This window comes from Niveispirillum sp. FG156 (assembly GCF_057809555.1).
The window spans coordinates 131744-155429 of sequence record NZ_JBMDKE010000008.1; the positions used below are offsets into that span (position 1 = coordinate 131744).

Below are 23686 nucleotides of genomic sequence, written 5' to 3' on the forward strand. Positions count from 1 at the left end.
TATTAACTAACAAGCGAGTGAATATCATGCTAGCTGGAAACTCCTCTGTAGCTCAAAGCCAGCAGGAGATTGACGGAACCGGGATTAGCCGGCGCAAAGGCTCCGCCTTCGTCGCCGGCCTAGGCACTGCTTCAGCCGCCCTCCCATTCCGGGCAGCATCCGGGGTGACGGGTGGTCACACACCCCAGGAGCCCTGGAACCCCTTTGGCAATCCGGCATCCGGGGTGAAGCCATACATCTCCGTATCCGGCAGGGCCGCCTTCACGATATCCCGTACAGCCAGCAGCCTTTCCAGATCGACCCCGGTTTCATAGCCCATGGCGGCCAGCATGAAGGCCAAATCCTCGGTCACGATATTGCCGGAAGCACCAGGGGCGAAGGGGCAGCCGCCGATCCCGCCCAGCGATGCATCCAGGGTGGTGATGCCTTCATCCAGTGCCGCCAGGGCGTTGGTAAGGCCCAGCCCGCGCGTGTTGTGCAGATGAACACCCGAACAGGCATGGTGCCCCACCACCCCACGTACCGCGCGGATCAGGCGCTTGACCTGGGCCGGGTTGGCGTAACCGGTGGTATCGGACAGGCCAACCTCATCACAACCGGCCTTCATCAGAGCCTCGGCGATTTCCAGTACCTTGGCCTCCGGCACCACCCCTTCCAGGGTGCAGCCGAAGGCGGTGGAGAGGCCGCCTTCAAACTTGGGCCGGCTGCCCTCTGTCTGCGCCTTGATCAGGGCGGCGATGGCGGCGGTTTCTTCCAGCATCTGGGCATGGGTGCGGCGGACATTGCGCAGGCTGTGCGTTTCGCTGACCGACAGCGGAATGGTGATCTTATGCGCGCCGGCGGCCACGGCGGCCTCCGCCCCCTTCAGGTTGGGCACCAGCACCGCGACCGTCAGACCGGGGATGGTACGGGCGAAGGCGACCAGCTCGGCGGTATCGGCCAGCTGCGGCAGGATCTTGGCCGGAACGAAGGACCCGACCTCAATCTCCCGCACCCCTGCCGCCGCCTCTGCGGCGATCCAGGCCTTCTTGGCTTCGGTCGGCATGATCGGGCTGATGCTTTGCAGCCCGTCACGGGGACCGACCTCGGAAATCTCGATGAAGGTACCGGTCATGACTTACCCCTCCGCCTGAACGACGAGACCGCGCGACAGCAGGTCCTGGATGCGGGCCGGGTCGTACCCCAGCTCCGCCAGCACCTCGCCCGTATGCTGACCGGGCTTGGCCAGATCATGCTGAATGGCGGGGCGCTGACCGTCGATTTCCACCGGCAGGGCCGGCAGGCGGATCGGGCGCTGGTCATCGGGCAGATGCAGGTCCAGCAGCCCGCCAGAGGCCGCCAGATGCGCATCATCAAACAGATCCTCCGGCCGGTTGATCGGCGCGAAGGGCAAACCGATCTCCTCCAGCTTGGCCAGCAAGTCGGCCTTGGTGAAACTCTTGAACAGGTCCTGCACGCGCGGGATGATCCGGTCGCGGGCCTGCACCCGGCCATTATTCTTGGCCAGCGTCTCGTCGGCGGCGAAATCGTCCAGGCCGAACGCCTTGCAGAAGCCGACCCATTGCCCGTCGGTGACGACACCGGCAAAGACGGTCTGCTCGTCCTTCGTCTGGAACTGGTCATAGATGGCCCAGGCGGAGATACGCACGGGCATGGGGCGTGCGGCGGTGCCGGTCACGACATACTGGGCCATGTGCTGTCCCACCAGGAACACGCAATTCTCATACAAGGCCGATTTCACGGTCTGACCCCGGCCCAGCGTACCGCGTTGGATCAGGGCGGCCAGCACGCCAATGACACCGAACAGGCCACCGATCACGTCGATTACCGACGCCCCGGCGCGCAGGGGACGGCCCGGCGGACCGGTCATATAGGCAAGGCCGCCCATCATCTGCGCCACCTCATCCAGGGCGGCGCGATGTTCATAGGGACCGGACAGGAAGCCCTTGGCGGAGCAATAGATCAGGCCGGAATTGCGCGCCTTCAGCGCCTCTTCCCCAAAACCCAGCGCATCCATGGCGCCGGGGCGGAAATTTTCGATCAGGACATCGGCCTTGTCGATCAGATCAAAGGCGATCTGCTTGCCTTCCGGCGATTTCAGGTCCACGGACAGGCTGCGCTTGTTGCGGCCATACATGGGGAAATAGCCGGCACCCGAGCCCAGAAGGCGGCGGGTATTGTCGCCCCCGATCGGTTCCACCTTCACCACATCGGCACCCAGGTCACCCAGCACCATGCCCACGGTAGGACCCATGACCATATGGGTAAACTCCACCACCTTCAATCCAGCAAGGGGCAAAGGGGTGGCAGCCTTGTCGTCGTGCGACATGAGAAACCTCGAACGCTGAAAGTCAGAAGAAAAGCCAGGGATTGCGGGCGCGGTAGCTGCCTTCGAAATCCCTGATGGCGGGCAGCCGTTTCAGGGTGACGCCGATGGCATCCAGCCCTTCCAGCAGCATTTCCTTGTCGGCGGGCGCGATGGTAAAGGGCAGCTCCGTGCCGTCAGGCACACGCACACTCTGCGCCGCCAGATCGACGGTCAGGAGTTGCGGTGTCGCCGCCTGCGCCAGCGCCGCCACCGATGGCTCCGGCAGCATCAGCGGCAGAATGCCGTTGCGCACGCAATTGCCCTGAAAGATCGCCCCGAAGCTGGGCGCGATAACGCAGCGGATACCGTAATCCTGCAGCGCCCAGACGGCATGTTCACGTGACGAGCCACAGCCGAAATTCGGACCGGCCAGCAGGATCGGCGCCTTGCGGAAGCAGGGCCAGTTGAGAATGAAATCCGGGTTCTCGACCCTGTTCGCAACGTCGCTGTAGCGCCAGTCGGCGAACATGCCCTCGCCCAACCCCTCCTTCGATACTTTCTTCATCTCCCGTGAGGGGATGATGGCGTCAGTATCGACATTGGCACGGAACAGCGGGGCGGCGATGCCGGTCAGGCGGGTGAACTTTTGCATGATATCACCCCTCCCCCAGAAATGACCGCGGATCGGCGATATGACCGGCAATGGCAGAGGCCGCCACAGTCACGGGACTGGCCAGATGCGAGCGGGTGCCCGGTCCCTGGCGGTTTTCGAAATTGCGGTTGGTGGAGGTGACGACACGCTCCCCCTTGCCGAAATGTTCGCCGCCCGCGAAGAAGCACATGGAACAGCCGCTTTCACGCCATTCAAAGCCGGCGGCCAGGAACACCAGATGCAGCCCTTCGGCCTCTGCCGCCGCCTTCACCTGCATGGAGCCGGGAACGCAGATGGCGCGAACGCCGGTTGCGACCTTCCGCCCCTTCAGCACAGAAGCCGCCGCGCGAAGGTCCGACAGGCGGCTGTTGGTGCAACTGCCGATAAAGGCACCGTCGATGGGCAGACCGATCAGGGCGTCACCCGCCTTCAGGCCCATATATTCCAACGCCCGGCGCCGCGCCTGTGCCGCGGTGGCATCCGCAGCGGTATCGGGATCAGGCACATGACCGGTCAGCGGCACCGCATGCTGTGGACTGGTACCCCAGGTGATGGTTGGCGCGATGGCGGCACAGTCGATGCGGATATCCTTGTCAAAGACCGCATCCGCATCACTGACCAGCCCCTGCCAGTCGGCAATGGCGGCGTCCCACAGATCGCCCGTGGGTGCGAAGGGGCGGCCCTTGACCCAGTCGATGGTCTTGGCGTCAGGCGCCACCAGCCCTGTCCAGGCCGCGAATTCAACGGCCATGTTGCACAGGGTCATGCGCGCTTCCACCGACAGGGCGGACACCGCAGACCCGGCAAATTCGATGGCATAGCCCGACCCACCGCCGGCCCCATGGGCCGCGATCAGGTGCAGGATCATATCCTTTGCGCCTACGCCGGGGGGCAGCGCCCCGTCGAACCGCACACGCATGGTCTTGGGCCGCTTGACCACCAATGTCTGGGTGGCAAGCGCGTGGGCAGCCTCGGTCGATCCGATGCCCCAGGCCAAGGCGCCCAGACCACCCTGCGTGCAGGTATGGCTGTCGGGACAGACCAGCGTGGCCCCCGGCAGGGCGATGCCCTGTTCGGGGGAGACGACATGGACAATGCCCTGGCGGTCGTCACCGATATCGAAGACGCGGATGCCGGCTTCCGCCGCCGCTGCCCGCGTTTCCTGGATGAAGGCGGTGCCGCCGGGCATGATGGTCGTGTCGCTGCGCCCCGGCAGCGTATCGACGATATGGTCCATACAGACAAAGGCGCGGTCGGGATGGCGCACGGCGCGCCCCTGTTCCTTCAACCCTTTCAGCGCCATGGACCCGGTGCGTTCATGCAGCAGCACACGGTCGATATAAAGCAGGTCCGTGCCGTCACCCAGATCGGCGACGCAGTGGCGCGCCCACAGCTTCTCGACAAGGGAAAGGCCCATTTCCTCACCCCCCCGTCGCGGGCCGGGCATCATCGCCGGGCAGGCTTTCCTGGGTGGGGTAACGCCCCATGGTCAGCAGCAGGGCCGCACCGGCCAGCAGGGCGACGGCGCCGTATATCAGGGCCGTGTCGTAATGTCCGCTTTGGACGAACATCCGGCCAAAAATGAAGGGACCGAAACCCGCACCGAAGGCAAAGAAGCCATACATCATGCCGTAAATGGCGCCATAGGACCGCATGCCATAGTAGCGGCTGACCATGAAGGCCAGGATGTCATATTCGACTCCCGCCGCGAACCCGATCAGCAGCACCGCCACAATGGCGGGCATGGCCGTGACCCCATCGCCCGTCAGCAGCAGACAGGCCGCCGCCGGCAGGGCCAGCAGCACAAAAGCCACGCCCGGCGCCCAGAACCGGTCGATCAGCCAGCCGCCGATCAGGCGGCCCGCGATGACCGACGGGCCGATCAGGCTGGCAATCTGCACCGCCTGCTGCGCATCCAGCCCCTTGGAGCCCAGGATCTTTTCCAGATTGGGGATCGGGCCGCCGACGGCGAAGGCGATGGGCACAAAGGCGATGGCCAGCACCCAGAACCGGTAGGTGCGCAGTGCCTGACGCAGGGTGAAGCCGCGATGCGCCACCTTCGCTGGCGCGCCCGTTGCCCCCTTGTCCGTCACGTCACGGAACAGCAGGAACGCAACCGGCAGCGCAAGCAACAACGGCAGCAGTGCCAGGCCGACATAGGCCATGCGCCAGCCGACAACACCGATCAGGTAATTGGCATAGAGCTTGGCGAACGCCCCGAACAGGCCCGTGCCCAGCAACGACAGGCCCAGGGCCAGACCGCGATTGGCGTTGAACCAGTTATTCACGGCCCGCGTCCAGGTGATGGGCAATGTCCCCGCACCCAGCGCCGCCATCAGCATCCAGTTGATGTAGAAAAGCGTCAGCGATCCGTTCGAAAACGCAAAGCCGGCCAGTGTCAGGCCGAAAAGCGCGACAGAGATCAGCACGACACGTCGGACACCGAACTTGTCAGCCGCCATGCCGGCCACCGGCCCCATGACCATGGCCCCAAGGGTCATGATCATCAGCGCCAGCATGATCTGATCGACGCCCCAGCCGAATTCCGCCGACAGCGGCGCCACGAAGACACCCATCGTGTAGAAGGGGATGGGCGACAGCCCGGTCCCGATGCCAAGGGCGGAGGCGGCGACCACCTTCCAGCCTTGCCTGAATTCAGACCGATCGACAGACATGCACGCCCCCGGCTTTAAATGGTATAATGATATGTCTTTATCATGACACCATCAGCCTTCACCAATGGGAATGCTGGCCACCGGGAAATTTTCATCGCCCCATCCACCCAGCGGACAATGGCTGTGCCGCGAATTGCAGCAGCGGCCCCGTCATCCGTCCACAGGATGGAGCATCCCTGTCCACCTGACAGATGAATGCGGGGCCGGCCATTTCAAAACTCGCCAGTCTGTTGGAAACAGGGTCAGTTCACTTATCAGACGGAAAGACGATACGATGCGGTTCGAGCCGACGATGGTGCGGGAAGAGAAGACGGCCCGCCAATTGTTTGAACAGGTGAAGGCCAACCCCGCCCGCGCGAAGTTCGGCTTCGGCAGCCGGGTCGCCATCGTGAATGTCGATTTCCAGCAGGCCTATACGCGGCCCGACCTGTTCCCCAAGACCGCCTATGTCACCGACCCGGATCAGATCGCGCATGTGAACCGGATCAGTGCGGCCGCCCGCCGGCTGGGTATGCCCGTGATCTGGACCCGCGTGATGTACAAGCCCGATGCAGGCGATGCCGGCGTCTGGGGGACCCGCACCAACACGCCCGACAGCCTGCAGAACATCAAGGCCGGCAGCGACCGCCACGCCTTCGATCCGCGCGTGGAAATCGACCCTGCCGTGGACTTCGTCTTCGACAAGCGGATGCCATCGGCCTTTTTCGAAACGCCGCTGCCCAGCTATCTGGTCTGGCACAAGGTCGATACGGTGATTGTGACGGGCGGCAGCACGTCGGGCTGCGTGCGCGCCACGGCAGTGGACAGCCTGTCCCATGGCTATCGCACCATCGTTGCGGAGGAATGCGTGGCCGACAAGCATGAAAGCTATCACTACGCCAACCTGACCGACCTGCTGCTGAAATATGCCGACGTCGTGAATGTGGCGGAAGTGGACGCCCATCTGGCGGCCCTGGCCGGTTGAGCGGGAGGACGGAAGTGATGCACAGCGATCCCAATCTGTACGATTTCTGGCCCTACCGCGACCGGCCCAAGATCACCTGGCCGGGGAATAAGAAGGTTGCCTTCTGGGTGGCCCCGAATATCGAGTTCTATGAGTTGGACCCGCCCATCAACCCGTCGCGCAAGCCCTGGGGCCGGCCGCATCCCGACATCGTGCCCTATTCCGCCCGCGACTGGGGCAACCGGGTCGGACATTGGCGGCTGATGGAGGTGATGGACGAGTTCAATGTGCGCGGCAGCATCAGCCTGTCCGTCGCCATGCTGGACCATCACCCGGAAATCATCCGCGCCTGCGTGGACCGTGACTGGGAATTCTTCAGCCACGGCATCTATAACACCCGCTATTCCTACAACATGAATGAGGCGCAGGAACGCGCCGTGCTGGAGGACAGCATCAAGTCCGTGATGGACGCGACGGGGCAGCGGATTCGCGGATATCTGGCACCCGCACTGACCCATACCGAGCGTACGCTCGACCTGCTGGCCGAGTACGGCTTCTGGTATAGCTGCGACCTGTTCCAGGACGACCAGCCGCAGCCCGTAAAGGTGAAGGGCGACAACCGTCTGATTTCCATGCCCTACAGCCTGGAGGTCAATGACGTCATCACCTATGGCATCTATCACCAGAGCCCGCGCGCCTATGCCGATGCCCTGATGCGCCATTTCGACCAGTTGCTGGAGGAAGGGGCGGACACAGGCACCGTCATGTGCATCCCGCTGCACGCCTATCTGGTCGGCCATCCCCACCGGATCGGGCCGTTCCGGGAGGCCTTGCGCTATATCACCAGCCACCGTGACGATGTCTGGGTGACGACGGCCAAGGAAATCGCCGAGTTCTATAGGACCAACCATTACGACCAGACCCTGGCCGACATCGCCCGGCGCGGTGATGCGCGGCCCGGCACCGGTTTCAACCCGCAGGGGGGCCTGTGATGAGCATCCTGCCCGACAGCTATTTCACCTATGCCAAGCGTCATGCCGGCCCGGACCATGATCATTATCCGGCATCGCCCATCATCAACCGCACGCCCATCACCCTGCCGGGTGGGGCGAAGCTGGGCCTGTGGGTATTGGTCCCGCTGGAATTCTTCCCCCTGAACCCATCGGGGCAGCCGTTCAAGGCGCCGGGCGCCATGCAGACGCCCTATCCGGACCTGCGCCATTACACCACCCGTGATTATGGCAACCGCGTCGGTGCCTATCGCCTGCTGACACTGTTCGGCAAGCTGGGCCTGCGCGCCACCTTCGCGGTGCAGGGTGCGGTCGCAGAACGCTATCCGGGACTGGTGCGGGATGTCCTGTCGGATGGGCATGATATCTGCGCCCATGGCTGGGACACGGACAGCCTGCACCATTCCGGCCTGTCGGCAGAGGTGGAGGATGGCTATATCACCCGCACCCTGGACGCGGTCCAGACGGCCTGCGGGTATCGCCCCGACGGGTGGTTGAGTCCGGGACGGGCCGAGGGCTTTGCCACGCCGGCCCGGCTGGCGGCCAAGGGGATAAGCTGGTTCGCGGATTGGGCACATGACGAACTGCCCACCCGGTTCCGGACGGAGGCGGGCGATTTGGCGGCCCTGCCCCTGTCCAACGAGTTGGACGACTGGCAGATCCTGATCAACTACACACGGCCGGAGCATGAATGGGCCACGCAGGTGGCGGATGCCGCCGATTGGCTTCTGGATGAGGCGGGCCGGTTCAACAGCCCGCGCCTTCTCACCCTGACCGTGCGCCCCTATGTCAGCGGCCTGCCCTATCGCGTCAAGGCGTTGGGCGACAGTCTGAAGGGCGTGCTGGACCGCGCCGGGGCCGCCGGTGTGACGCCGCGCGACCTGACACGCGCCCTGTCGGCATGAGGACGGAACGCTCCCGACCGCAACGCCATCCTTGTGCGGCAGGCATAAGATGCGGATAAGTCGGGAGCATTCCCTTCCCATGCCCCCTGGACGCCCCTTCATGGACCAAGAATTGACCCCGGCGGGATTGAGCCCGGATCAACTGGACCCCAGCGCACCGGTCCCGCTCTATCACCAGATCTATCTGGTGCTGCGGGAGAAAATCCGCACGGGCGAATTCCCGGCCCATTCGGTGATCCCCGGCGAACAGGAACTGGCCCGGCTTTTCGATGTGTCGCGCATCACGGTGAAACGCGCGCTGAACGAACTGGCGGCCCATGATCTGGTCAGCCGGCATCGCGGGCGCGGCACAATGGTCACCGCATCCGCCGCCCTGCCCCAGGTCCATGGCAGTTTCGACAATCTGATCGACAGCCTGAAGACCATGGGGCTGGAGACGCAGGTGCAGGTGCTGGAACTGGCCGATATGCCGGCCCCGCCCGCCGTGGCGGCGTTGCTGGACATGGAAGCGGGCACCCCGGTGCAGCGCGCCGTGCGCCTGCGCAAACTGTCGGGCGAACCGTTCAGCTATCTGATCCAGTACATGCCCACCGATATCGCCGCCCGCATCAGCCGGGAGGAGATGGAAAGCATCCCCACCCTGGTCCTGCTGGAACGGGTCGACGCCACCCCGCATGAGGCGGAGCAATGGATCACCGCGGTCGCCGCCGAACCGCAGATGGCCGCCGCCCTTGACCTCGCCTCCGGATCGCCCTTGCTGCGGGTGGAACGGGTGATGCGGGACAAGGATGGCCGCGCGGTGCAGCTGATCCATGCCCACTACCGGCCCGACCGCTTCAAATACCATATGCGTTCCACCCGCAAATCCGCCGGAAGCTGGCGCGCGGACGGGTGAGAGACAGAGACAAGGTGTGACATGTCCGACAAGGTTATTCTGCGCCGCGACGCCGATGGCATCGGTCGCCTGATCCTGAACCATCCTGCCAAGCGTAATGCCCTGTCGCAGGAAATGTGGCGGCTGGTGCGTGTGCGCCTGGATGAGGCGGCGGCGGACCCCGCCATCCGCGTGCTGGTGGTGCAGGGGGCAGAGGGAACCTTTGCCGCAGGGGCCGATATTTCCGAATTCGAAGCCGCCTATGAAACGCGCGAAGGCACCGCTGCCTATGCCGGCGACATTGCCGGGGCCATGAACGGGCTGGCCGATTTCGTGAAGCCGACCATCGCCATGATCCAGGGGGCCTGCGTGGGCGGCGGGCTGGGCCTGGCCCTGGCCTGCGACCTGCGCTTTGCCGCATCCGACGCCCGCATGGGCATCACGCCTGGTAAGCTGGGTCTGGTCTATCCGCTGGGCGACACCAAGCGGCTGGTGCAGGCGGTGGGGCCGTCCCATGCCAAGGACCTGCTGTTCACCGGTCGCCTGCTGGGTGCCGACGAAGCGTTTGCCATGGGGCTGGTCAACCGGGTGACAGCGGTCGACGCGCTGGAAAGCGCAGTGCTGGATTATGCCGGACAGATCACAGCGGCCAGCCAGTACACGGCACGCGCCACCAAGCGGATGATCAACCGCGTGCTGGGCGGGCAACTGACCGACAATGCGGCGACGGTGGCGGAATTCCTGGACGCCATCGAGGGCGAGGATTTCATCGAAGGCCGCAATGCCTTCCGTGAGAAGCGGAAGGCCAACTTCACATTCGGGTAACGATGAGCGTTTCTATTCCCGCTCCCGGTTGAAGCTCATCGAATAGACGAAGCGGTCGGCGGGATGAATGCTCTCGCTGGCCAGGAACAGCACGCCCTTGGCATCGTGATAGGTGCGGCGGGTGCGCAGGGCCGCCGTGCCCGGTTCACAGCCCAGCAGGGCAGCGTTGCGGCTGTCCAGCACCATGGCGCTGATCTGCTGGTCGATGCGGCTGGGTGTCAGGCCGAACCGGGCCTCGATCGCGTCGGCAACGGTTGGCGTCTCCTCGATCTCTGCCTGCAAGGGTGCGCAATCGGTGCGGATCAGGATGCGGGTCAGGCCCACCACCTTCGCCCCGTCGCGGCGCAGGCCGCGCAATTCCCGCCAGTCACCCGGCAGCAGGCCAAGATCACGGGCCATGCCATCGGCGGGTGCGGGGACATAGGCCAGGATGGTCAGCCGGGCGGTGCGGGCATATTGCAGCAGATCCTGAAATCCCCCCAGCGGCTGCACGAACAGGGCCGGCTCCGCACTGGCCGCCACCACGGTGCCCGCCCGGCGCTTGCGAGTCACCAGACCGGCATCCGTCAGCAGGCGCAGCGCGTCGCGGGCCGTGTGGCGGGAAATGCCATGGGTGGCACAAAGCTCCTGCTCCGTCGGCAGAAGGTCGCCGACCTTGTAGGTGCCGCTGGTGATGGCGGCACGCAGCATCTGGGCGATCTGCTGGTATCGGGGAACGGCCACGCTGCGCTTTCCTTATCTGCGGACGGGGGATGAAAGCCTCCGCAAGGCCGCTTCGTCAACCGTGACCGGGACTCCGCATCTCCACCTGTCGGACGGGCGGCATGAAAACCGTCCCGTCCCGCCATCGCATGGCTGTTTGATGCCGGGAAGCATGGTACGGAGTTTTGTCCGGACAAATAGGGTCATGATGATGCTGATCGCCCAGTTCGCCGACCATCTTTCCCGCCCGGTTCCCACCGCGATGCGGCGGCGCACGGCTGTTCATCTGCTGGATTGGGCGGGATGTGCCGTGATCGGCGCGGCAACACCGGTTGCCGACACGCTTGCCGCTGTCTTCCTGGACGGTGCGGACGGTCCCTGTACCGCGATCGGCCGCGCGCATGGCGCGGGGGCGGAAGCGGCGGCGCGGTATAACGGCGCGCTGGGCAACATCTATGAAATGGATGACGTGGACAAGCGGGCAAGGGTGCATCCCGGCCCCATCGTCATCCCCGCCGCCCTGGCCCTGGCCCAGGCGACCAACACCAGTGCCGATGCCCTTCTGGATGCCATTGTGCGCGGGTATGAGGCGGTGATCCGCCTGGGCCGCGCGTTGGGCGACGGGCATTACCGCGTCTGGCATACCACAGCCAGTGCCGGAACGGTGGGGGCGGCGGCGGCCTGCGCCAGCCTGCTGGGCCTTGACCGCGACGGCATGGCCCAGGCCATGGCGCTGGCCATCACGCGTACCGGCGGCCTGTGGGAGACACGCAACGACCCACGGTCCAGCGCCAAGCAGGTGCATAATGCCCAGGCTGCGGGTGACGGGCTGCTGGCCGCGCGCATGGCCGCCGCCGGCCTGCGGGGACCGGCACAGATACTGGAGGGCAAGGAAGGGCTGTTCGCGGCCACGGCCCCTGGCGCCATGCCCGCGGACCTTCTGGCCGGGATCAGTCCGGCGGGATGGTGCATCACCGATGTCAGCCTGAAGCCCTGGCCCGCCTGCCGCCACGTTCATCCGGTGATCGACGCGGCCCTGGCCCTGCTGTCCAAAACGGGGCGTGAAGGGCTGGACCTGCGGGAGGTGCGGGGGATCGCCATTCAAACCTATGGCGATGCTATCCGCTTTTGCGACCGGCCCGCACCGCGCACTGTGATTGAGGCAAAATTCTCGCTCCAGCATGTGGTGGCTGTCAGCCTGCTACACGGTCCCCCGCCGCTTTCGGCCTTCGACCCGCCGATGATTGCCGACCCTGCTGTGGTCGAATTGCGGTCGCGGGTAAAGGTGACGGTGGGCGAACCCTATGCCAGGGCCTATCCCAATCATTTCGGGGCACGGGTGGTCGTCAACCTCATCAATGGCGACCTGCTGGTGCATGAACAGCCGGACGCCCTGGGCGATCCGGAAAACCCGCTCTCCATCGACCGCACCATCGACAAGGCACGCGGCCTGATGCAGGCAGCGGGGATGGGGGCGGCGGAGATCGGCATGCTGGTGACGGAATGCCTGGAACTGGCGGAAGGCCGCCCCCTGCCCACGCAATGGCCGGGGCGTTTGACGGGAGAAGCCGCATGACCGCATCGCAAATCATGGCCCGCCACGCCTTGTCGGTGGAATGGGTCACGCTGCCCGAACCGGCCCGCGACGCGGTTCGCACCTTCCTTCTGGATACGCTGGGGGTGGGGATCGCGGGGGCCAAAGCGGCGTTTGCGCCGGAGATCGGTGCCGTGGCACAGGCATGGGGCGGGGATGGCCATGCCCCCATCCTGGGGCGCGGATATCGATTGAGCCCGCCACAGGCGGCCTTCATCAATGCCTTTCAGATCCATGCCCAGGAATTTGACTGCGTGCATGAAGTCGCTGTGCTGCATCCGCTGGCCACCATCCTGGCCGCGATGATAGCCGATACGGCACGCCAGCCCCTGCCCGTGACGGGGGCGGAGTTCGGCGCGGCACTGGCCGCCGGTGTCGATATCGCCGTCACGCTGGGTCTTGCCGCCAAGACACCCCTTAAATTCTTCCGCCCGGCCACGGCGGGGATTTTCGGCTGTGTGGCGGCCATGGCCCGGCTGCGGCGACTGGATGTCGATACGACATGCAACGCCTTTGGCCATGCCCTGGCCTTTGCGTCGGGCACCATGCAAGCGCATGTGGAGGGCAAGCCCGGCCTGCCGATCCAGGTGGCGCACGCGGCCCAGGCCAGCCTGATGGCGCTGGATCTGGCGATGGCCGGCATACCCGGCACGGCGGCCAGTATCGACGGTCCCTTCGGCTATCTGGCGATGTTCGAGACGGCAACCGACCTGCCGCCGCTGCTGGACCGGCTGGGCAAGGATTGGCGCATCGCAGAGGTCAGCCACAAGCCGTTTCCCACGGGCCGCGCCGCGCATGGGGGGATCGTCGCCCTGCAGACGCTGATGCGCGACCATGGGTTGACCGCCGCTAATCTGGAAAGCCTGACCTACACCGCGCCGCCGCTGATCCAGCGGTTGGTGGGCCGTCCCCTGCCCGCATATCCGGCGGCACTGACGGCCAATTACGCACGGCTGTGCTTTGCCTGGCTGGGTGCGGTCGTGCTGACGCGCGGCACCGTCGGCCTGTCGGATTTCGCGGGAAGCCGCCTGTCGGACCCGGCGCTGCATGCGCTGGGCAGCCGGATCAAGGTGGTGGCGGATGACAATCCCGACCCCGCCGCCTTCACCCCCGGTATCGCGGAAGCGACACTGACCGATGGACGCATCGTGCAGGCCCATATCGACAGCCAGCTGGGCAGTCCCATGACGCCCTTGAGCCGGGAACAGCATCTGCGGAAATTCCGCGCCTGTCTGGATTTCGCCGGTGCCGCCGATCTGGCCGACCCGTTAATCCAGGCCATCGACGATCTTCAGGACCAGGCCGATATGGCCCGTCTGCTGCGCCGCGCCGCCGGCCTGTCAGACTGATATCAAGGGAGCAATTTTGCCATGGACGGGCACAAGACCTATTTCAACGCCGTGGACTGGGATGCCCTGCAGAAGGACCATCCGATCGGTGACAATTTCGTACGGTTTGCCACGCAGACCAGCAGGGACGCGCTGACCGCGCATCAGAACCGCCTGTTCATGCGCTGCGTCGCCCGCGCCTGGGCCACGCCCTTCTATCAGCGCCTGTGGGGCAAGGCCGGGATCGAGAAGGGCGACATCCGCTCCATCGCCGATCTGCCGCGCCTGCCGATGTTCGACAAGTCGGACATCATGGCCAGCCTGGAAATCGCCCCGCCCTTTGGTGATTTCTCCGGTTTCTCCAGCTACCCCGCCGGGGAGCGGCCGCCCGTCGTGTTCCACACGACCAGCGGCACCACGGGCAAGCCGCAGGTCCTGCTGTTCGGGGCCAAGGGGCGCGAGGCGCAGAACCTGCTTCTGGGCCGGCTTTACCGGTTCCAGGGCATGCGGCCCGACGATGTGGTCCATTCCGTCTATGGTCACGGCATGATCAATGGCGGCCATTATGTCCGCGAAAGCGTGCTGCACTGGACCTCCTCCATCTTCATGTCGGCGGGTACGGGCGTGGAAACACGGTCGGCGCAGCAGGTGCAATTGATGAAGGAGTTCGGGGCGACCGTGATTGTCGGCTTCTCCGACTACATCAAGAAGCTGGCCGAGGTGGCGCGGGAGAACGGGATCGACCCCGTCCGCGACCTGAATATCCGCATGATCTCCGGCCATCTGGGTAAGGAGGACAAGGCGGGCCTGTCGGCGGCCTGGGGCGGGGCGGAGTGCTTCGACTGGTACGGCGTGGGGGATACGGGCTGTATCGCCGGCGAAGGGCCGGACCGTGACGGTCTTTATGTCATGGAGGATGCGCAAGTCCTGGAAGTTTGCGACATCGACACGGGCGCGCCGGTGGCCGATGGCGCCCTGGGCGACATGGTCGTCACCTGCATCTATAAGGACGATATCCACCCCATCATCCGCTTCAACACCCATGACGTGACGCAGGTGCGTACCGGTGCCTCCAGCATCGGTGTCGGTTTCAAGCGGATTGAGGGGTTCCTGGGCCGGTCGGACAATATGGTGAAGATCCGGGGCATCAATATCTTCCCACAGGCCATCGGCCCCATGCTGAACGGCGTGGCCGGCATCACGGGCGAATATATCTGCAAGGCCGTGCGCGATGCCGCCGGACGGGATGAGTTCATTGTCATTGCCGAGACGAACGCGGCCGGCAATGACCGCCAGGATGTGGCGGAACGCAGCCGCGCCGTCCTGAAACAGAAGATCGGAATTGAGGTGGGGGTCGAACTGGTCGATCACCGCGCCACCGCCGGCCTGACCCAGATCGACGTGCGGCAGAAGCCGATCCGCCTGATTGATGAGCGGTACAAATGAGCGACGCCATCCTTTCCGCCGGCATTACCGGCCTGCCCGACCTGTACCGGCGGGGCGACGCCGACGCCCTGTCTGTCACCCGCTGCTATCTGGACCGGATCGCAGCACTGGACGGGCATATCCGCGCCTATAATCAGGTACTGTCCGACCGTGCCCTGGCGGCGGCGGCGGCATCGGCCCGGCGCTGGCAGGAAGGCAAGCCCCTATCGACGATTGACGGGGCACCGATGGCCGTCAAGGCGAACATCGCCGTGGAGGGTGCCTTCTGGCATGCCGGCATCGGCGCCTACCGCGACCGGGTGGCGCAACAGGATGCCGAATGCGTGGCGCGGCTGCGCGCGGCGGGTGCCGTGATTCTGGGCACCGTCAACATGCATGAAGGGGCCCTGGGCGCCACGACCGACAATGTCTGGTTCGGGCGCACGCAGAACCCGTTGCGCGACGGATACACGGCTGGCGGCTCCAGCGGCGGATCGGCGGCATCCGTGGCCGGCGGGCTGGCTGCGGCGGCGTTGGGGTCCGACACTATGGGATCGGTGCGCATTCCCAGCGCCTATTGCGGCATCGTGGGCTACAAGCCGGCGCGGCATGCCATCAGCCTGGATGGCGTCATCCCGCTGTCCACCACGCTGGACCATGTGGGCGTGCATGCGCGGTCGCTGGCCGACTGTACCCTGCTGGCCGCCCATGCCGGAGACCGACGGGCGCTGATGCCGGTGGATATTGCGGGCCTGCGGCTTGCCATTCCGGACTGGCGCGCCCGTGTGGACGCACCGGATTTCACCTGGAAGGCGCGGGAGGAAGCGGCGACCCTGCTGCTGCTGAACGGCCTGAAACGGGTAATGTCCGACATGCCGGGTTATCAGCCCGGCCAGGCCCGCCGCCTGGGCCTGCTGGTGTCGGAGGTGGAGGGGTTGAACGCCCATGCCGACCGGCTGGCACAGGGGGAGGATGGCTTCTCACCGGAATTCCTAGGCCTGCTGCGCTGGGGCGGGCGGCAGCCGGCAACGAAGCTGGCCGCCGCCTATCAGGGGCTGGACGCAATCCGCACCGGCGGCAGCGCCTGGCTGGAAGAGGTGGATGTGGTGCTGCTGCCCACGGCACCGCAGACCGCGTTCCCCTTTGAGGCTCCGGTGCCGGCCAATCAGGCGGATTTCACCGCACTGGCCGATTTCATTGGCTGCCCCGCCGTCGCCATGCCCTTTGGCACGGCCCCCGACGGGTTGCCCTTGTCGGTGCAGGTGATGGGCCGGGACGCGGCAACCGTGCTGGCCGCCGCCGCCTGTCTCGCCTGAGCCCCATTGCGACCGCCTAGTGGACAGGCGTGGTGTCAGGCTTGAGCGGTTTCCAGGCCAAACACATCATCCGCCGAACGACCAACGCTCAAAGTTCCGACCCATCCCTGAAAGAAACCCGTGGAACCCCGGTTCTTCACGGAGGGGCGGAGCTTTGCGTGCAAGGCGGGCCGACAAGTGCCCGGCATGCTTTCTGGGACCATGTTTCGACTGGGAGACAAGAATGAAGGAAGTAAAGTTCAAGCCCCCGTTCGGCGCGTCGCGCCTGGCCATCACCATGGCCATCGGGGCATCCGTGCTGACGTCCGGCGCCCACGCGCAGGAGACAGCCAAGACCAGCAGCGGGGAAACCATGCAGCTGGAAGAAATCATCGTGACCGCCCGCAAGCGGTCCGAAAACATCCTGAAGACCCCTGTTTCCGTCACCGCCGTCACGGCGGAAGAGGTGGAGCAGCGGGGCATCACGTCCGTTCAGAACCTGTCCGAACAGACGCCCGGCTTCAACATCAACAATAACAGCAGCGGTCGCGGCGACCGGTCGTTCCAGCAGCTGATCCTGCGCGGCTTCACGCCGGCATCGACCGACAGCACGCCCGTCGCCACCTTCATCGACGGCGTTCCGGTTTCCTCCCCCACCGCCGTGATGAGCGTTTCAAGTCCGGAACGCATCGAGCTGCTGCGCGGGCCGCAGTCGGCCTATTTCGGGCGTAACACCTTTGCCGGCGCCCTGAACGTGGTGAACAAGGAACCGGGCAACGACTATGCCGGCAGCCTGACCACCATGATCGGCACCCGCAACACCCGCCGCGTTCAGGCCGAGTTGGAAGGTCCGCTGGTTGAGGACAAGCTGTCCTTCCGCGTTGCCGGCGATTACAACGCCAAGGACGGCACGTATAAGAACTACGCCAACCCGTCCGTGACCCTGGGTGACCAGTCATCGCGCAATGCTAACCTGCTGCTGGTGGCGACGCCGACCGAGAACCTGACGATCAAGGCGTTCGGAATCCTGTCCCATGACAAGGATGGCCCCGCCGCCCTGGGTCTGATCAGTGCGCGCGCCATCACGGACAGCACGGGCCGCGTTGTGGTACCGGCGCAGGCGAACTGCACCCTGGGCGGGTTCAATCCGTTCATGTGCGGTACCGTTCCGTCCCTGCCTACCACCACGCCCGCCGGCAATTACAATGTCGACAGCTTCGTGCGTAACGCGCTGGCCGTGACGACCAACCGTCTGATCGACCCGAGTGACAGCGTTGACAGCTACGGCCTGGTGCGTGACTACCGCCACGCGCATCTGGTGGTGGATTACGATATCCCCGACACCAACTTTACCATCAGCTCGCTGACCGGCATCAACCACGAGGAATGGGGCTCGCTGTCGGATATCGGCAATTACGACAGCTCCGGCATCGCCAACCCGGCCTATACCGCCACCAACGGCCTGCGCTCCTATTTCAGCTCGGCCTATCTGGTGGAGAATATCTCCAAGGATATCTCCCAGGAACTGCGCACCAGCTACGATGACGGCGAGGCGCTGCGCTTCGTCGCCGGCGTGTCCTATCTGGGTGCGAACGGCAAGCGGACCGTCGATACCCTGGACAACATGATCCTGAACCGTCAGGTCACGCCGTCCGGCAAGACGGAATCCAAGACCTATGGCGGCTTCTTCGGCGTCACCTACGACATCACCGACAAGCTGACCGCCAGCGTTGAAGGCCGTTATCAGATCGACAAGCTGTACGCCTATATCTCGCCGCTGGCCGATGCCGTGGTCACCGACCCCACCTTCGTGCCGGTTGGCACCTACAAGGCCGGGTCGAAGCTGGCGGAACAGACCTATAAGAACTTCCTGCCCCGCGTGATCGCCCAGTATCAGTGGACCGATCAGGTCATGACCTATGCCTCCGTGGCCAAGGGCGTGAACCCGGCATCGCTGAATTCCGGTGTGACCACCTATACCGGTCAGGCCGCGACCATCGCCAAGACGCTGGGCATCGACCTGTTCGTCAGCCCGGAAAAGGTCACCACCTACGAAATCGGCCTGAAGGGCACCGCCGTCGACAACCGTCTGCGTTATGCCTTTGCCGCCTATTACTCGCAGTGGCGGGATCAGCTGAACCAGGTCATCCAGACCTTCGTGACGCCCACCGGTGGTTTCGGCAGCGTGTTCGGCACCATCAACAGCGGCAATTCCGACATGAAGGGCCTGGAATTTGACGGCTCTTTCCGCGTTACCAACATGATCACGCTGACGGCAGCCGGCGCGCTGAACGACAGCAAGATCAAGGATTACAACGCCCCGCTGGTCACCTTCCTGGTCGGCAGCACCGATTTCTCCGGCAATGAACTGCCGGCGACGTCCAAGTATTCGGCCTCCGGCGGCGTCATGTTCAATGGCGAGTTCGATCAGTGGGAAGATGCCAGCTGGTTCGCGCGCGTCGATTACAACTACAAGTCCGGCGTCTGGTCGGATGTGGCCAATGTCGTGAAGACGCCCGAAAGCCACATCTTCAACGCCCGTGCCGGCGTGACGGTTGGTGCCGTGTCGGTCGATGTGTTCGCCAACAATGTGTTCGACAGCCGTCGTTACACCACGGCCAGCGACAATATCCTGTTCCAGCCGACCATTGGCTTCACCTACTCGACGCTGAATGTCGGTCTGCGTGAAGGCCGTACCCTGGGCATCCAGGCGAAGTACAAGTTCTGAGCATAAAGTCACGCCCCTGGGGACAACCTTGTCCCTGGGGGTGATTTTTGAGGCCACACCACGCCTTACTAGGAGCGATCATGCGCCAGCTTTTACTGTCCGCTGTTGCCGCCCTGCCGCTTGTCCTGGCAGCCCTGCCGGCCCAGGCGGCCCAGCCCGCCTGTGAAGCCCGGACCTTCTTCCAGCCGCCGCTGGAATATCAATCGGTCGAACATCTGCCCGACGGCCGCGTCACCTTCCGCCTGTGTGCCAAGGACGCCAAGGAAGTCGTCGCCCTGCCGCAGGAAATGAACAGCGTCCCCATGGGCATGGACGGCAAGCCGCCGGGCCTGCCCATGACCAAGGATGCCGATGGCTACTGGTCGGTGACCACGACGGGCGCCGTCGATGCCGGCGTCTATACCTATGTCTTCAAGGTGGACGGCATGCGCATCGCCGATCCGCGCGGCACCCGCTTTGCCGAAGCTTTAGGTGGCGTGCAATCGATTGTGCAGTTGACGGGTGACGGCAAGTCCAACCAGTTCTACAAGGCCGAGGTGCAGCACGGCGTCGTGTCCGTGGTCGAGTATCCGTCCTCCACCCTGGGCATCACGCGCCGCGCCCATGTCTATACCCCGCCGGGGTATGAGGCGGGGGGCAAGGATCGTTACCCAGTCCTTTATCTGGTCCATGGCTACAGCGACAGCGACGATGCCTGGACCACCAAGGGCAATGCCAATTACATCCTGGACAACCTGATCGCGGCGGGTAAGACCAAGCCGATGATCATCGTCATGCCGTATGGCCACACGCCGACGCGTGAAGGCGTGCAGGGCATGGAGAATACCGATTTCGGCAGCGACCTGCACAAAGACCTGATCCCCTTCATCGACAAGCATTTCCGCACCCAGGCGGCGGCCAAGACCCGCGCCATGGTCGGCCTGTCGATGGGTGGGGCGCACACGATCCAGTTCGGCCTGCCGCGCGCGGACGTGTTCGGGTCCATCGGCGTCTTCTCTATCGGCATGCTGTCGGCGGAACAGACGGCGAATTACCGCAAGGTCAATGACGCCGCCCTGAAGGCCCGTGCCAAGGCCGGCGGTCTGGTCTTCTATGCCGTCGGCAAGGAGGATTTCGTCATCCAGATGGCGCCGCCCTTCCGCCAGATCCTGGCCGATTACGGTATCAAATATACCTATGTCGAAAGCGGCGGCGGCCACACCTGGACCAACTGGCGCGCCTATCTGGAACAGATTGCACCGCTTCTGTTCAACTGACGGTCAGACGCACCGAACAGACAAGTCACGGCCTTCCCCGTCGCGTATCGGGGAAGGCCGTTTTCATTTGCAAAGGGGATCGCCGATCATGGCCACCGATCTGAATGCCGACTATGCCCAGGCCGGGTTCGGCAACCGCCTTGGCTGGGGCAAGCGCCCGGCCCTGCTGATCATCGATTTCGTGAATGCCTATCTGGACCCCGCCTGCCCGCTCTATGCCGGGGTGGAAAAGGCGCTGGCGGGGGCGGTCACGCTGCTGACCGCCGCGCGCGCCGCCGGCATTCCGGTCTTCCACACCAATGTCGCCTATACGCCCGGTGGCGTGGATGGCGGGGTGTTCTTCCGCAAGGTGAAGGCCCTGTCCTGTTTCGAACGCGGCCTGCATCCGCACTGGGCATCGTTCGCAGAGGGGCTGGAACCGGCGGCGGGCGAACCGGTGATCACCAAGCAATATGCCAGTGCCTTTTTCGGCACCTCGCTGGCCTCTACCCTGGCGTCCAGCGGCATCGACACGCTGCTGATTTCCGGCCTGTCCACTTCGGGCTGTGTCCGCGCCTCGGCGCTGGATGCCTGTCAGCATGGGTTCGTGCCGCTGGTGGTGCGCGAGGCTGTGGGCGACCGCGATGCCCGCGTGCATGACGCCAACCTGTTCGACCTAAACGCCAAATATGCCGATGTGATCGGCCTTGAAGAGGCGATTGCGCAGTTGGCAAAGCGCTGAAAAGAAAAGGGCCGGCGGAATATAGCCGGCCCCTCCATCGCTTACGGCTTCATCGCCCGCTTGCTGACCTTGGCGGTGCCGGTCAGGGCGGCCTTCTCCGCGGATGGCCCCACGGTCACCTCATAGGTGCCGCCCGCGACACGCCATTGCCGGCCCGCCTCGTCAAAGTTCGCCAGCAGGCGCGGATCAGCCTTCAGCGTTACCGTCCGCGTCTCACCCGGCTTCAGATCGACCTTGTCGAAGCCGATCAGGCGCTGCAGCTTCACACCACCGGCCCCGGTCAGATAGACCTGTGGCGCATCCTTGCCGGCCACAGCGCCAGTATTGGTGACGCGGAAGCTGACGGTCAGCGTGTCACCACCCTTCACCGACAGCTTGTCATAGGCGAAACTCGTGTAGGACAGGCCGTGGCCGAAGGGGAACAGCGGCTTCATGCCCAGGGCGGCAAAGCGGCGGTAACCGACATCGGCCCCTTCATCATAGACCACATCGAACTGCTGCTTCTTGGGCAGACCCCAGCCGGGCAGGTCGCGGCGCGGATACTGGTCCGGGCTGGCCGGGAAGGTCAGCGGCAGGCGACCCGACGGGTTGACCCGACCGGTCAACACATCGGCGATGGATTCCCCACCCTTCTGCCCGCTGTACCAGGCGGCGACCACGGCCCCAACCTTGTCCAGCCAGGGCATCAGGACCGGGCCACCGGTCTGCAGCACCACGATGCTGTTGGGATTGGCGGATGCCACCGCCTGGATCATCTCATCCTGGCCCTGCGGCAGCGACAGGTCATAGGCGTCCAACGCCTCCGCCATCCACTGGTTGGCAAAGACGATGGCGATATCCGCGGCCTTGGCGGCGGCCGCCGCCTCTGCCGGGTAGCGCCCGTCTGCGAAGGTAATCGTGGCTTCCGGCAGGGCGGCGCGCAGGGCCTTCAGCGGGGAGGAGGCGTGGAAAACCTGCCGCCCCCACATGGCCATGGGCCCGTCACCGCCGATCGGCACCACGCGGGCATTGCCGCCGATGCCCGTCACCTGCGATGAACCCGCACCCGACAGCACGCCGGCATCCGCCTGCCCGCCGATCACCACGATCTTCTTACCGGCCCCACCGTTGAGCGGCAGGATGCCCTTGTTGGCCAGCAGCACGATGCCTTCATCGGCCACCTTCTTCGCCACCGCTGCATGGGCAGCGGCGTCGATCTGCGGCTTCACCGGCTTGCCGTCAAACAGGCCGGCGGCGAACATGGAACGCAGGATACGGCGCGACATGTCGGACAGGCGCGCCTCCGGCACCGTGCCGGCCAGGGCCGCCTGTTTCAGCGGTTCGCCGAACCATATCTGCTTGTCCAGTTGCTCGCCCGACTGCTGATCCAGGCCCTTGATGGCATAGTCGGTGGCGTGGACCGCCCCCCAGTCCGACATGACCCAGCCCTTATAGCCCCAATCCCCCTTCAACACGCCGTTCAGCAGGTGATCATTGCCGCAGGAATAATCGCCATTCACCAGATTATAGGCACACATGACGGAGCCGGGCTGGCCCTTCTCAATGGCGATCTGGAAGGCCAACAGGTCGCTTTCGCGGTGGCCGGCCTCCTTGATGATGGAATTGGCGTAAAAGCGGCCCGTCTCCTGCCCGTTCAGGCTGAAATGCTTGACGGTGGAGATGATGTTCTGGTCCTGGATGGCCTTGATGCTTTCCCCGGCCAGAATGCCGGCCAGCCACGGGTCCTCCCCCAGATACTCAAAATTGCGGCCATTGCGCGGGTCGCGGGCCAGATTGACGCCACCGGCCAGCAGCACGTTGAAGCCCCGCGCCGCCGCCTCCTTGGCGATCATGGCGCCACCTTCATAGGCAAGCCGGGGATTGAAGCTGGCGGCCAGCGCCAGGCTGGCCGGAAGGGCGGTGGCGGTATCGCCGGGCCGCACCTCACCGGGATTGCTGATGCCCAGGCTGGCGTCGGTTTCCGTCAGTGCCGGAATGCCCAGGCGCGGCACGCCAGGGATGAAGCCGGCCCCGCCGACCGACCCCGCCGGAATGGGCGGACCGCCGGGAAAGGTGAGCGCCATCGGCCCATGCAGCCGACCGATCCGCTCATCAAGTGTCAGTTCCGCATCCAGCAACCGGGCCCGTTCATCCGGCGACAGCGACGGATTGCGCCAGCCCTCCCCCGCCGCCAGGGCAATGGCGGAGCAGGACAGGCTGCCTAAGCAAAGGCTGGCAGCCACGAGCGGCATCAGTACCCGGTTTTTAGACATGAACTTCCCTCTTGCAGGAATAACGGCAACGCCAATCATTCGGTTGTTGAAGTTTCCTCAAGCCTGCCATGGAAAGAAACGGACACCAGAATAGCGGCACCGGCTGTCCGCTACGTGGTCAGATGACTAATGGATAATGGATGAGCAAATTTGTCGCAGGCTTTGCACAGAACAGATCACAATTACATTTATC

19 protein-coding genes are annotated in these 23686 nt (G+C 64.7%); 12 read left to right on the plus strand and 7 right to left on the minus strand.

Going from position 1 to position 23686, the window contains the following annotated elements; genetic code table 11:
* Nucleotides 1-175: 175 nt before the first annotated feature.
* The 5 genes from ACODSP_RS07025 to ACODSP_RS07045 are packed head-to-tail and all read right to left on the minus strand — an operon-like array spanning nt 176 to nt 5635.
* On the minus strand, nt 176-1114 hold the full coding sequence (locus tag ACODSP_RS07025) for a hydroxymethylglutaryl-CoA lyase (RefSeq protein WP_488964908.1): 939 nt from the start codon (nt 1112-1114) through the stop codon (nt 176-178).
* A gap of 3 nt (nt 1115-1117) precedes the next feature.
* Nucleotides 1118-2329 (minus strand): CaiB/BaiF CoA transferase family protein, encoded by a 1212-nt coding sequence (locus ACODSP_RS07030; protein WP_488964909.1) that lies wholly within the window; start codon nt 2327-2329, stop codon nt 1118-1120.
* A gap of 22 nt (nt 2330-2351) precedes the next feature.
* On the minus strand, nt 2352-2960 hold the full coding sequence (gene leuD / locus ACODSP_RS07035; RefSeq protein ID WP_488964910.1) for a 3-isopropylmalate dehydratase small subunit: 609 nt from the start codon (nt 2958-2960) through the stop codon (nt 2352-2354).
* Between the two features lie 4 nt (nt 2961-2964).
* A complete protein-coding gene (locus tag ACODSP_RS07040) occupies nt 2965-4377 on the minus strand; it encodes a 3-isopropylmalate dehydratase large subunit (protein ID WP_488964911.1) in 1413 nt (470 codons plus the stop codon).
* 4 nt (nt 4378-4381) lie between these two features.
* Complete coding sequence (locus ACODSP_RS07045; RefSeq protein WP_488964912.1) at nt 4382-5635, minus strand: MFS transporter; 1254 nt, start codon at nt 5633-5635, stop codon at nt 4382-4384.
* Nucleotides 5636-5909: 274 nt separating this feature from the next.
* Here ACODSP_RS07045 and ACODSP_RS07050 point away from each other — a divergent pair, with 274 nt between their 5' ends.
* The 5 genes from ACODSP_RS07050 to ACODSP_RS07070 all read left to right on the plus strand — a co-directional run bounded on the left by ACODSP_RS07050 (nt 5910) and on the right by ACODSP_RS07070 (nt 10192).
* A complete protein-coding gene (locus ACODSP_RS07050; protein ID WP_488964913.1) occupies nt 5910-6599 on the plus strand; it encodes an isochorismatase family protein in 690 nt (229 codons plus the stop codon).
* 17 nt (nt 6600-6616) lie between these two features.
* On the plus strand, nt 6617-7570 hold the full coding sequence (locus tag ACODSP_RS07055) for a polysaccharide deacetylase family protein (protein WP_488964914.1): 954 nt from the start codon (nt 6617-6619) through the stop codon (nt 7568-7570).
* Complete coding sequence (locus ACODSP_RS07060) at nt 7570-8493, plus strand: polysaccharide deacetylase family protein (protein WP_488964915.1); 924 nt, start codon at nt 7570-7572, stop codon at nt 8491-8493. Before ACODSP_RS07055 ends, ACODSP_RS07060 begins: the two co-directional genes overlap by 1 nt.
* A gap of 100 nt (nt 8494-8593) precedes the next feature.
* Nucleotides 8594-9388 (plus strand): GntR family transcriptional regulator, encoded by a 795-nt coding sequence (locus ACODSP_RS07065; RefSeq protein ID WP_488964916.1) that lies wholly within the window; start codon nt 8594-8596, stop codon nt 9386-9388.
* A gap of 21 nt (nt 9389-9409) precedes the next feature.
* A complete protein-coding gene (locus tag ACODSP_RS07070; protein ID WP_488964917.1) occupies nt 9410-10192 on the plus strand; it encodes an enoyl-CoA hydratase-related protein in 783 nt (260 codons plus the stop codon).
* A gap of 12 nt (nt 10193-10204) precedes the next feature.
* Here ACODSP_RS07070 and ACODSP_RS07075 read toward each other — a convergent pair whose 3' ends face one another.
* Complete coding sequence (locus ACODSP_RS07075) at nt 10205-10915, minus strand: GntR family transcriptional regulator (RefSeq protein ID WP_488964918.1); 711 nt, start codon at nt 10913-10915, stop codon at nt 10205-10207.
* A 184-nt stretch (nt 10916-11099) separates the two neighbouring features.
* On the opposite strand from ACODSP_RS07075, the gene ACODSP_RS07080 reads away from it, so the two are divergent.
* The 7 genes from ACODSP_RS07080 (at nt 11100) to ACODSP_RS07110 (ending at nt 21241) form a co-directional block, all read left to right on the plus strand.
* On the plus strand, nt 11100-12470 hold the full coding sequence (locus tag ACODSP_RS07080; protein ID WP_488964919.1) for an MmgE/PrpD family protein: 1371 nt from the start codon (nt 11100-11102) through the stop codon (nt 12468-12470).
* Nucleotides 12467-13837, plus strand: a complete 1371-nt coding sequence (locus ACODSP_RS07085) for an MmgE/PrpD family protein (protein ID WP_488964920.1) — start codon at nt 12467-12469, stop codon at nt 13835-13837. Before ACODSP_RS07080 ends, ACODSP_RS07085 begins: the two co-directional genes overlap by 4 nt.
* Before the next feature lie 21 nt (nt 13838-13858).
* A complete protein-coding gene (locus ACODSP_RS07090; protein WP_488964921.1) occupies nt 13859-15262 on the plus strand; it encodes a phenylacetate--CoA ligase family protein in 1404 nt (467 codons plus the stop codon).
* Nucleotides 15259-16557 (plus strand): amidase, encoded by a 1299-nt coding sequence (locus ACODSP_RS07095; RefSeq protein ID WP_488964922.1) that lies wholly within the window; start codon nt 15259-15261, stop codon nt 16555-16557. Before ACODSP_RS07090 ends, ACODSP_RS07095 begins: the two co-directional genes overlap by 4 nt.
* 223 nt (nt 16558-16780) lie before the next feature.
* Nucleotides 16781-19264, plus strand: a complete 2484-nt coding sequence (locus ACODSP_RS07100) for a TonB-dependent receptor (protein WP_488964923.1) — start codon at nt 16781-16783, stop codon at nt 19262-19264.
* A gap of 80 nt (nt 19265-19344) precedes the next feature.
* Complete coding sequence (locus ACODSP_RS07105) at nt 19345-20520, plus strand: alpha/beta hydrolase-fold protein (RefSeq protein WP_488964924.1); 1176 nt, start codon at nt 19345-19347, stop codon at nt 20518-20520.
* A gap of 88 nt (nt 20521-20608) precedes the next feature.
* The gene (locus tag ACODSP_RS07110) at nt 20609-21241 is read left to right on the plus strand and encodes an isochorismatase family protein (protein ID WP_488964925.1); all 633 of its coding nucleotides are present in this window, start codon (nt 20609-20611) and stop codon (nt 21239-21241) included.
* Between the two features lie 41 nt (nt 21242-21282).
* On the opposite strand, the gene ACODSP_RS07115 is transcribed toward ACODSP_RS07110, so the two are convergent.
* Nucleotides 21283-23472 carry a beta-glucosidase gene (locus ACODSP_RS07115; RefSeq protein ID WP_488964940.1) on the minus strand — a complete coding sequence of 730 codons (2190 nt, stop codon included), beginning with the start codon at nt 23470-23472 and terminating at the stop codon, nt 21283-21285.
* Between the last annotated feature and the right edge of the window lie 214 nt (nt 23473-23686).

What these genes read in the sequence shown, in the direction of transcription:
- ACODSP_RS07060 (WP_488964915.1), top strand. Translation starts at nt 7,570, where the DNA reads ATGAGCATCCTGCCCGACAGCTATTTCACCTATGCCAAGCGTCATGCC.
- ACODSP_RS07095 (WP_488964922.1), top strand. Translation starts at nt 15,259, where the DNA reads ATGAGCGACGCCATCCTTTCCGCCGGCATTACCGGCCTGCCCGACCTG.
- leuD (WP_488964910.1), bottom strand. Translation starts at nt 2,960, where the DNA reads ATGCAAAAGTTCACCCGCCTGACCGGCATCGCCGCCCCGCTGTTCCGT.
- ACODSP_RS07070 (WP_488964917.1), top strand. Translation starts at nt 9,410, where the DNA reads ATGTCCGACAAGGTTATTCTGCGCCGCGACGCCGATGGCATCGGTCGC.
- ACODSP_RS07045 (WP_488964912.1), bottom strand. Translation starts at nt 5,635, where the DNA reads ATGTCTGTCGATCGGTCTGAATTCAGGCAAGGCTGGAAGGTGGTCGCC.
- ACODSP_RS07110 (WP_488964925.1), top strand. Translation starts at nt 20,609, where the DNA reads ATGGCCACCGATCTGAATGCCGACTATGCCCAGGCCGGGTTCGGCAAC.
- ACODSP_RS07100 (WP_488964923.1), top strand. Translation starts at nt 16,781, where the DNA reads ATGAAGGAAGTAAAGTTCAAGCCCCCGTTCGGCGCGTCGCGCCTGGCC.
- ACODSP_RS07055 (WP_488964914.1), top strand. Translation starts at nt 6,617, where the DNA reads ATGCACAGCGATCCCAATCTGTACGATTTCTGGCCCTACCGCGACCGG.
- ACODSP_RS07085 (WP_488964920.1), top strand. Translation starts at nt 12,467, where the DNA reads ATGACCGCATCGCAAATCATGGCCCGCCACGCCTTGTCGGTGGAATGG.
- ACODSP_RS07050 (WP_488964913.1), top strand. Translation starts at nt 5,910, where the DNA reads ATGCGGTTCGAGCCGACGATGGTGCGGGAAGAGAAGACGGCCCGCCAA.
- ACODSP_RS07090 (WP_488964921.1), top strand. Translation starts at nt 13,859, where the DNA reads ATGGACGGGCACAAGACCTATTTCAACGCCGTGGACTGGGATGCCCTG.
- ACODSP_RS07040 (WP_488964911.1), bottom strand. Translation starts at nt 4,377, where the DNA reads ATGGGCCTTTCCCTTGTCGAGAAGCTGTGGGCGCGCCACTGCGTCGCC.
- ACODSP_RS07025 (WP_488964908.1), bottom strand. Translation starts at nt 1,114, where the DNA reads ATGACCGGTACCTTCATCGAGATTTCCGAGGTCGGTCCCCGTGACGGG.
- ACODSP_RS07065 (WP_488964916.1), top strand. Translation starts at nt 8,594, where the DNA reads ATGGACCAAGAATTGACCCCGGCGGGATTGAGCCCGGATCAACTGGAC.
- ACODSP_RS07105 (WP_488964924.1), top strand. Translation starts at nt 19,345, where the DNA reads ATGCGCCAGCTTTTACTGTCCGCTGTTGCCGCCCTGCCGCTTGTCCTG.
- ACODSP_RS07080 (WP_488964919.1), top strand. Translation starts at nt 11,100, where the DNA reads ATGATGATGCTGATCGCCCAGTTCGCCGACCATCTTTCCCGCCCGGTT.
- ACODSP_RS07115 (WP_488964940.1), bottom strand. Translation starts at nt 23,472, where the DNA reads ATGCCGCTCGTGGCTGCCAGCCTTTGCTTAGGCAGCCTGTCCTGCTCC.
- ACODSP_RS07030 (WP_488964909.1), bottom strand. Translation starts at nt 2,329, where the DNA reads ATGTCGCACGACGACAAGGCTGCCACCCCTTTGCCCCTTGCTGGATTG.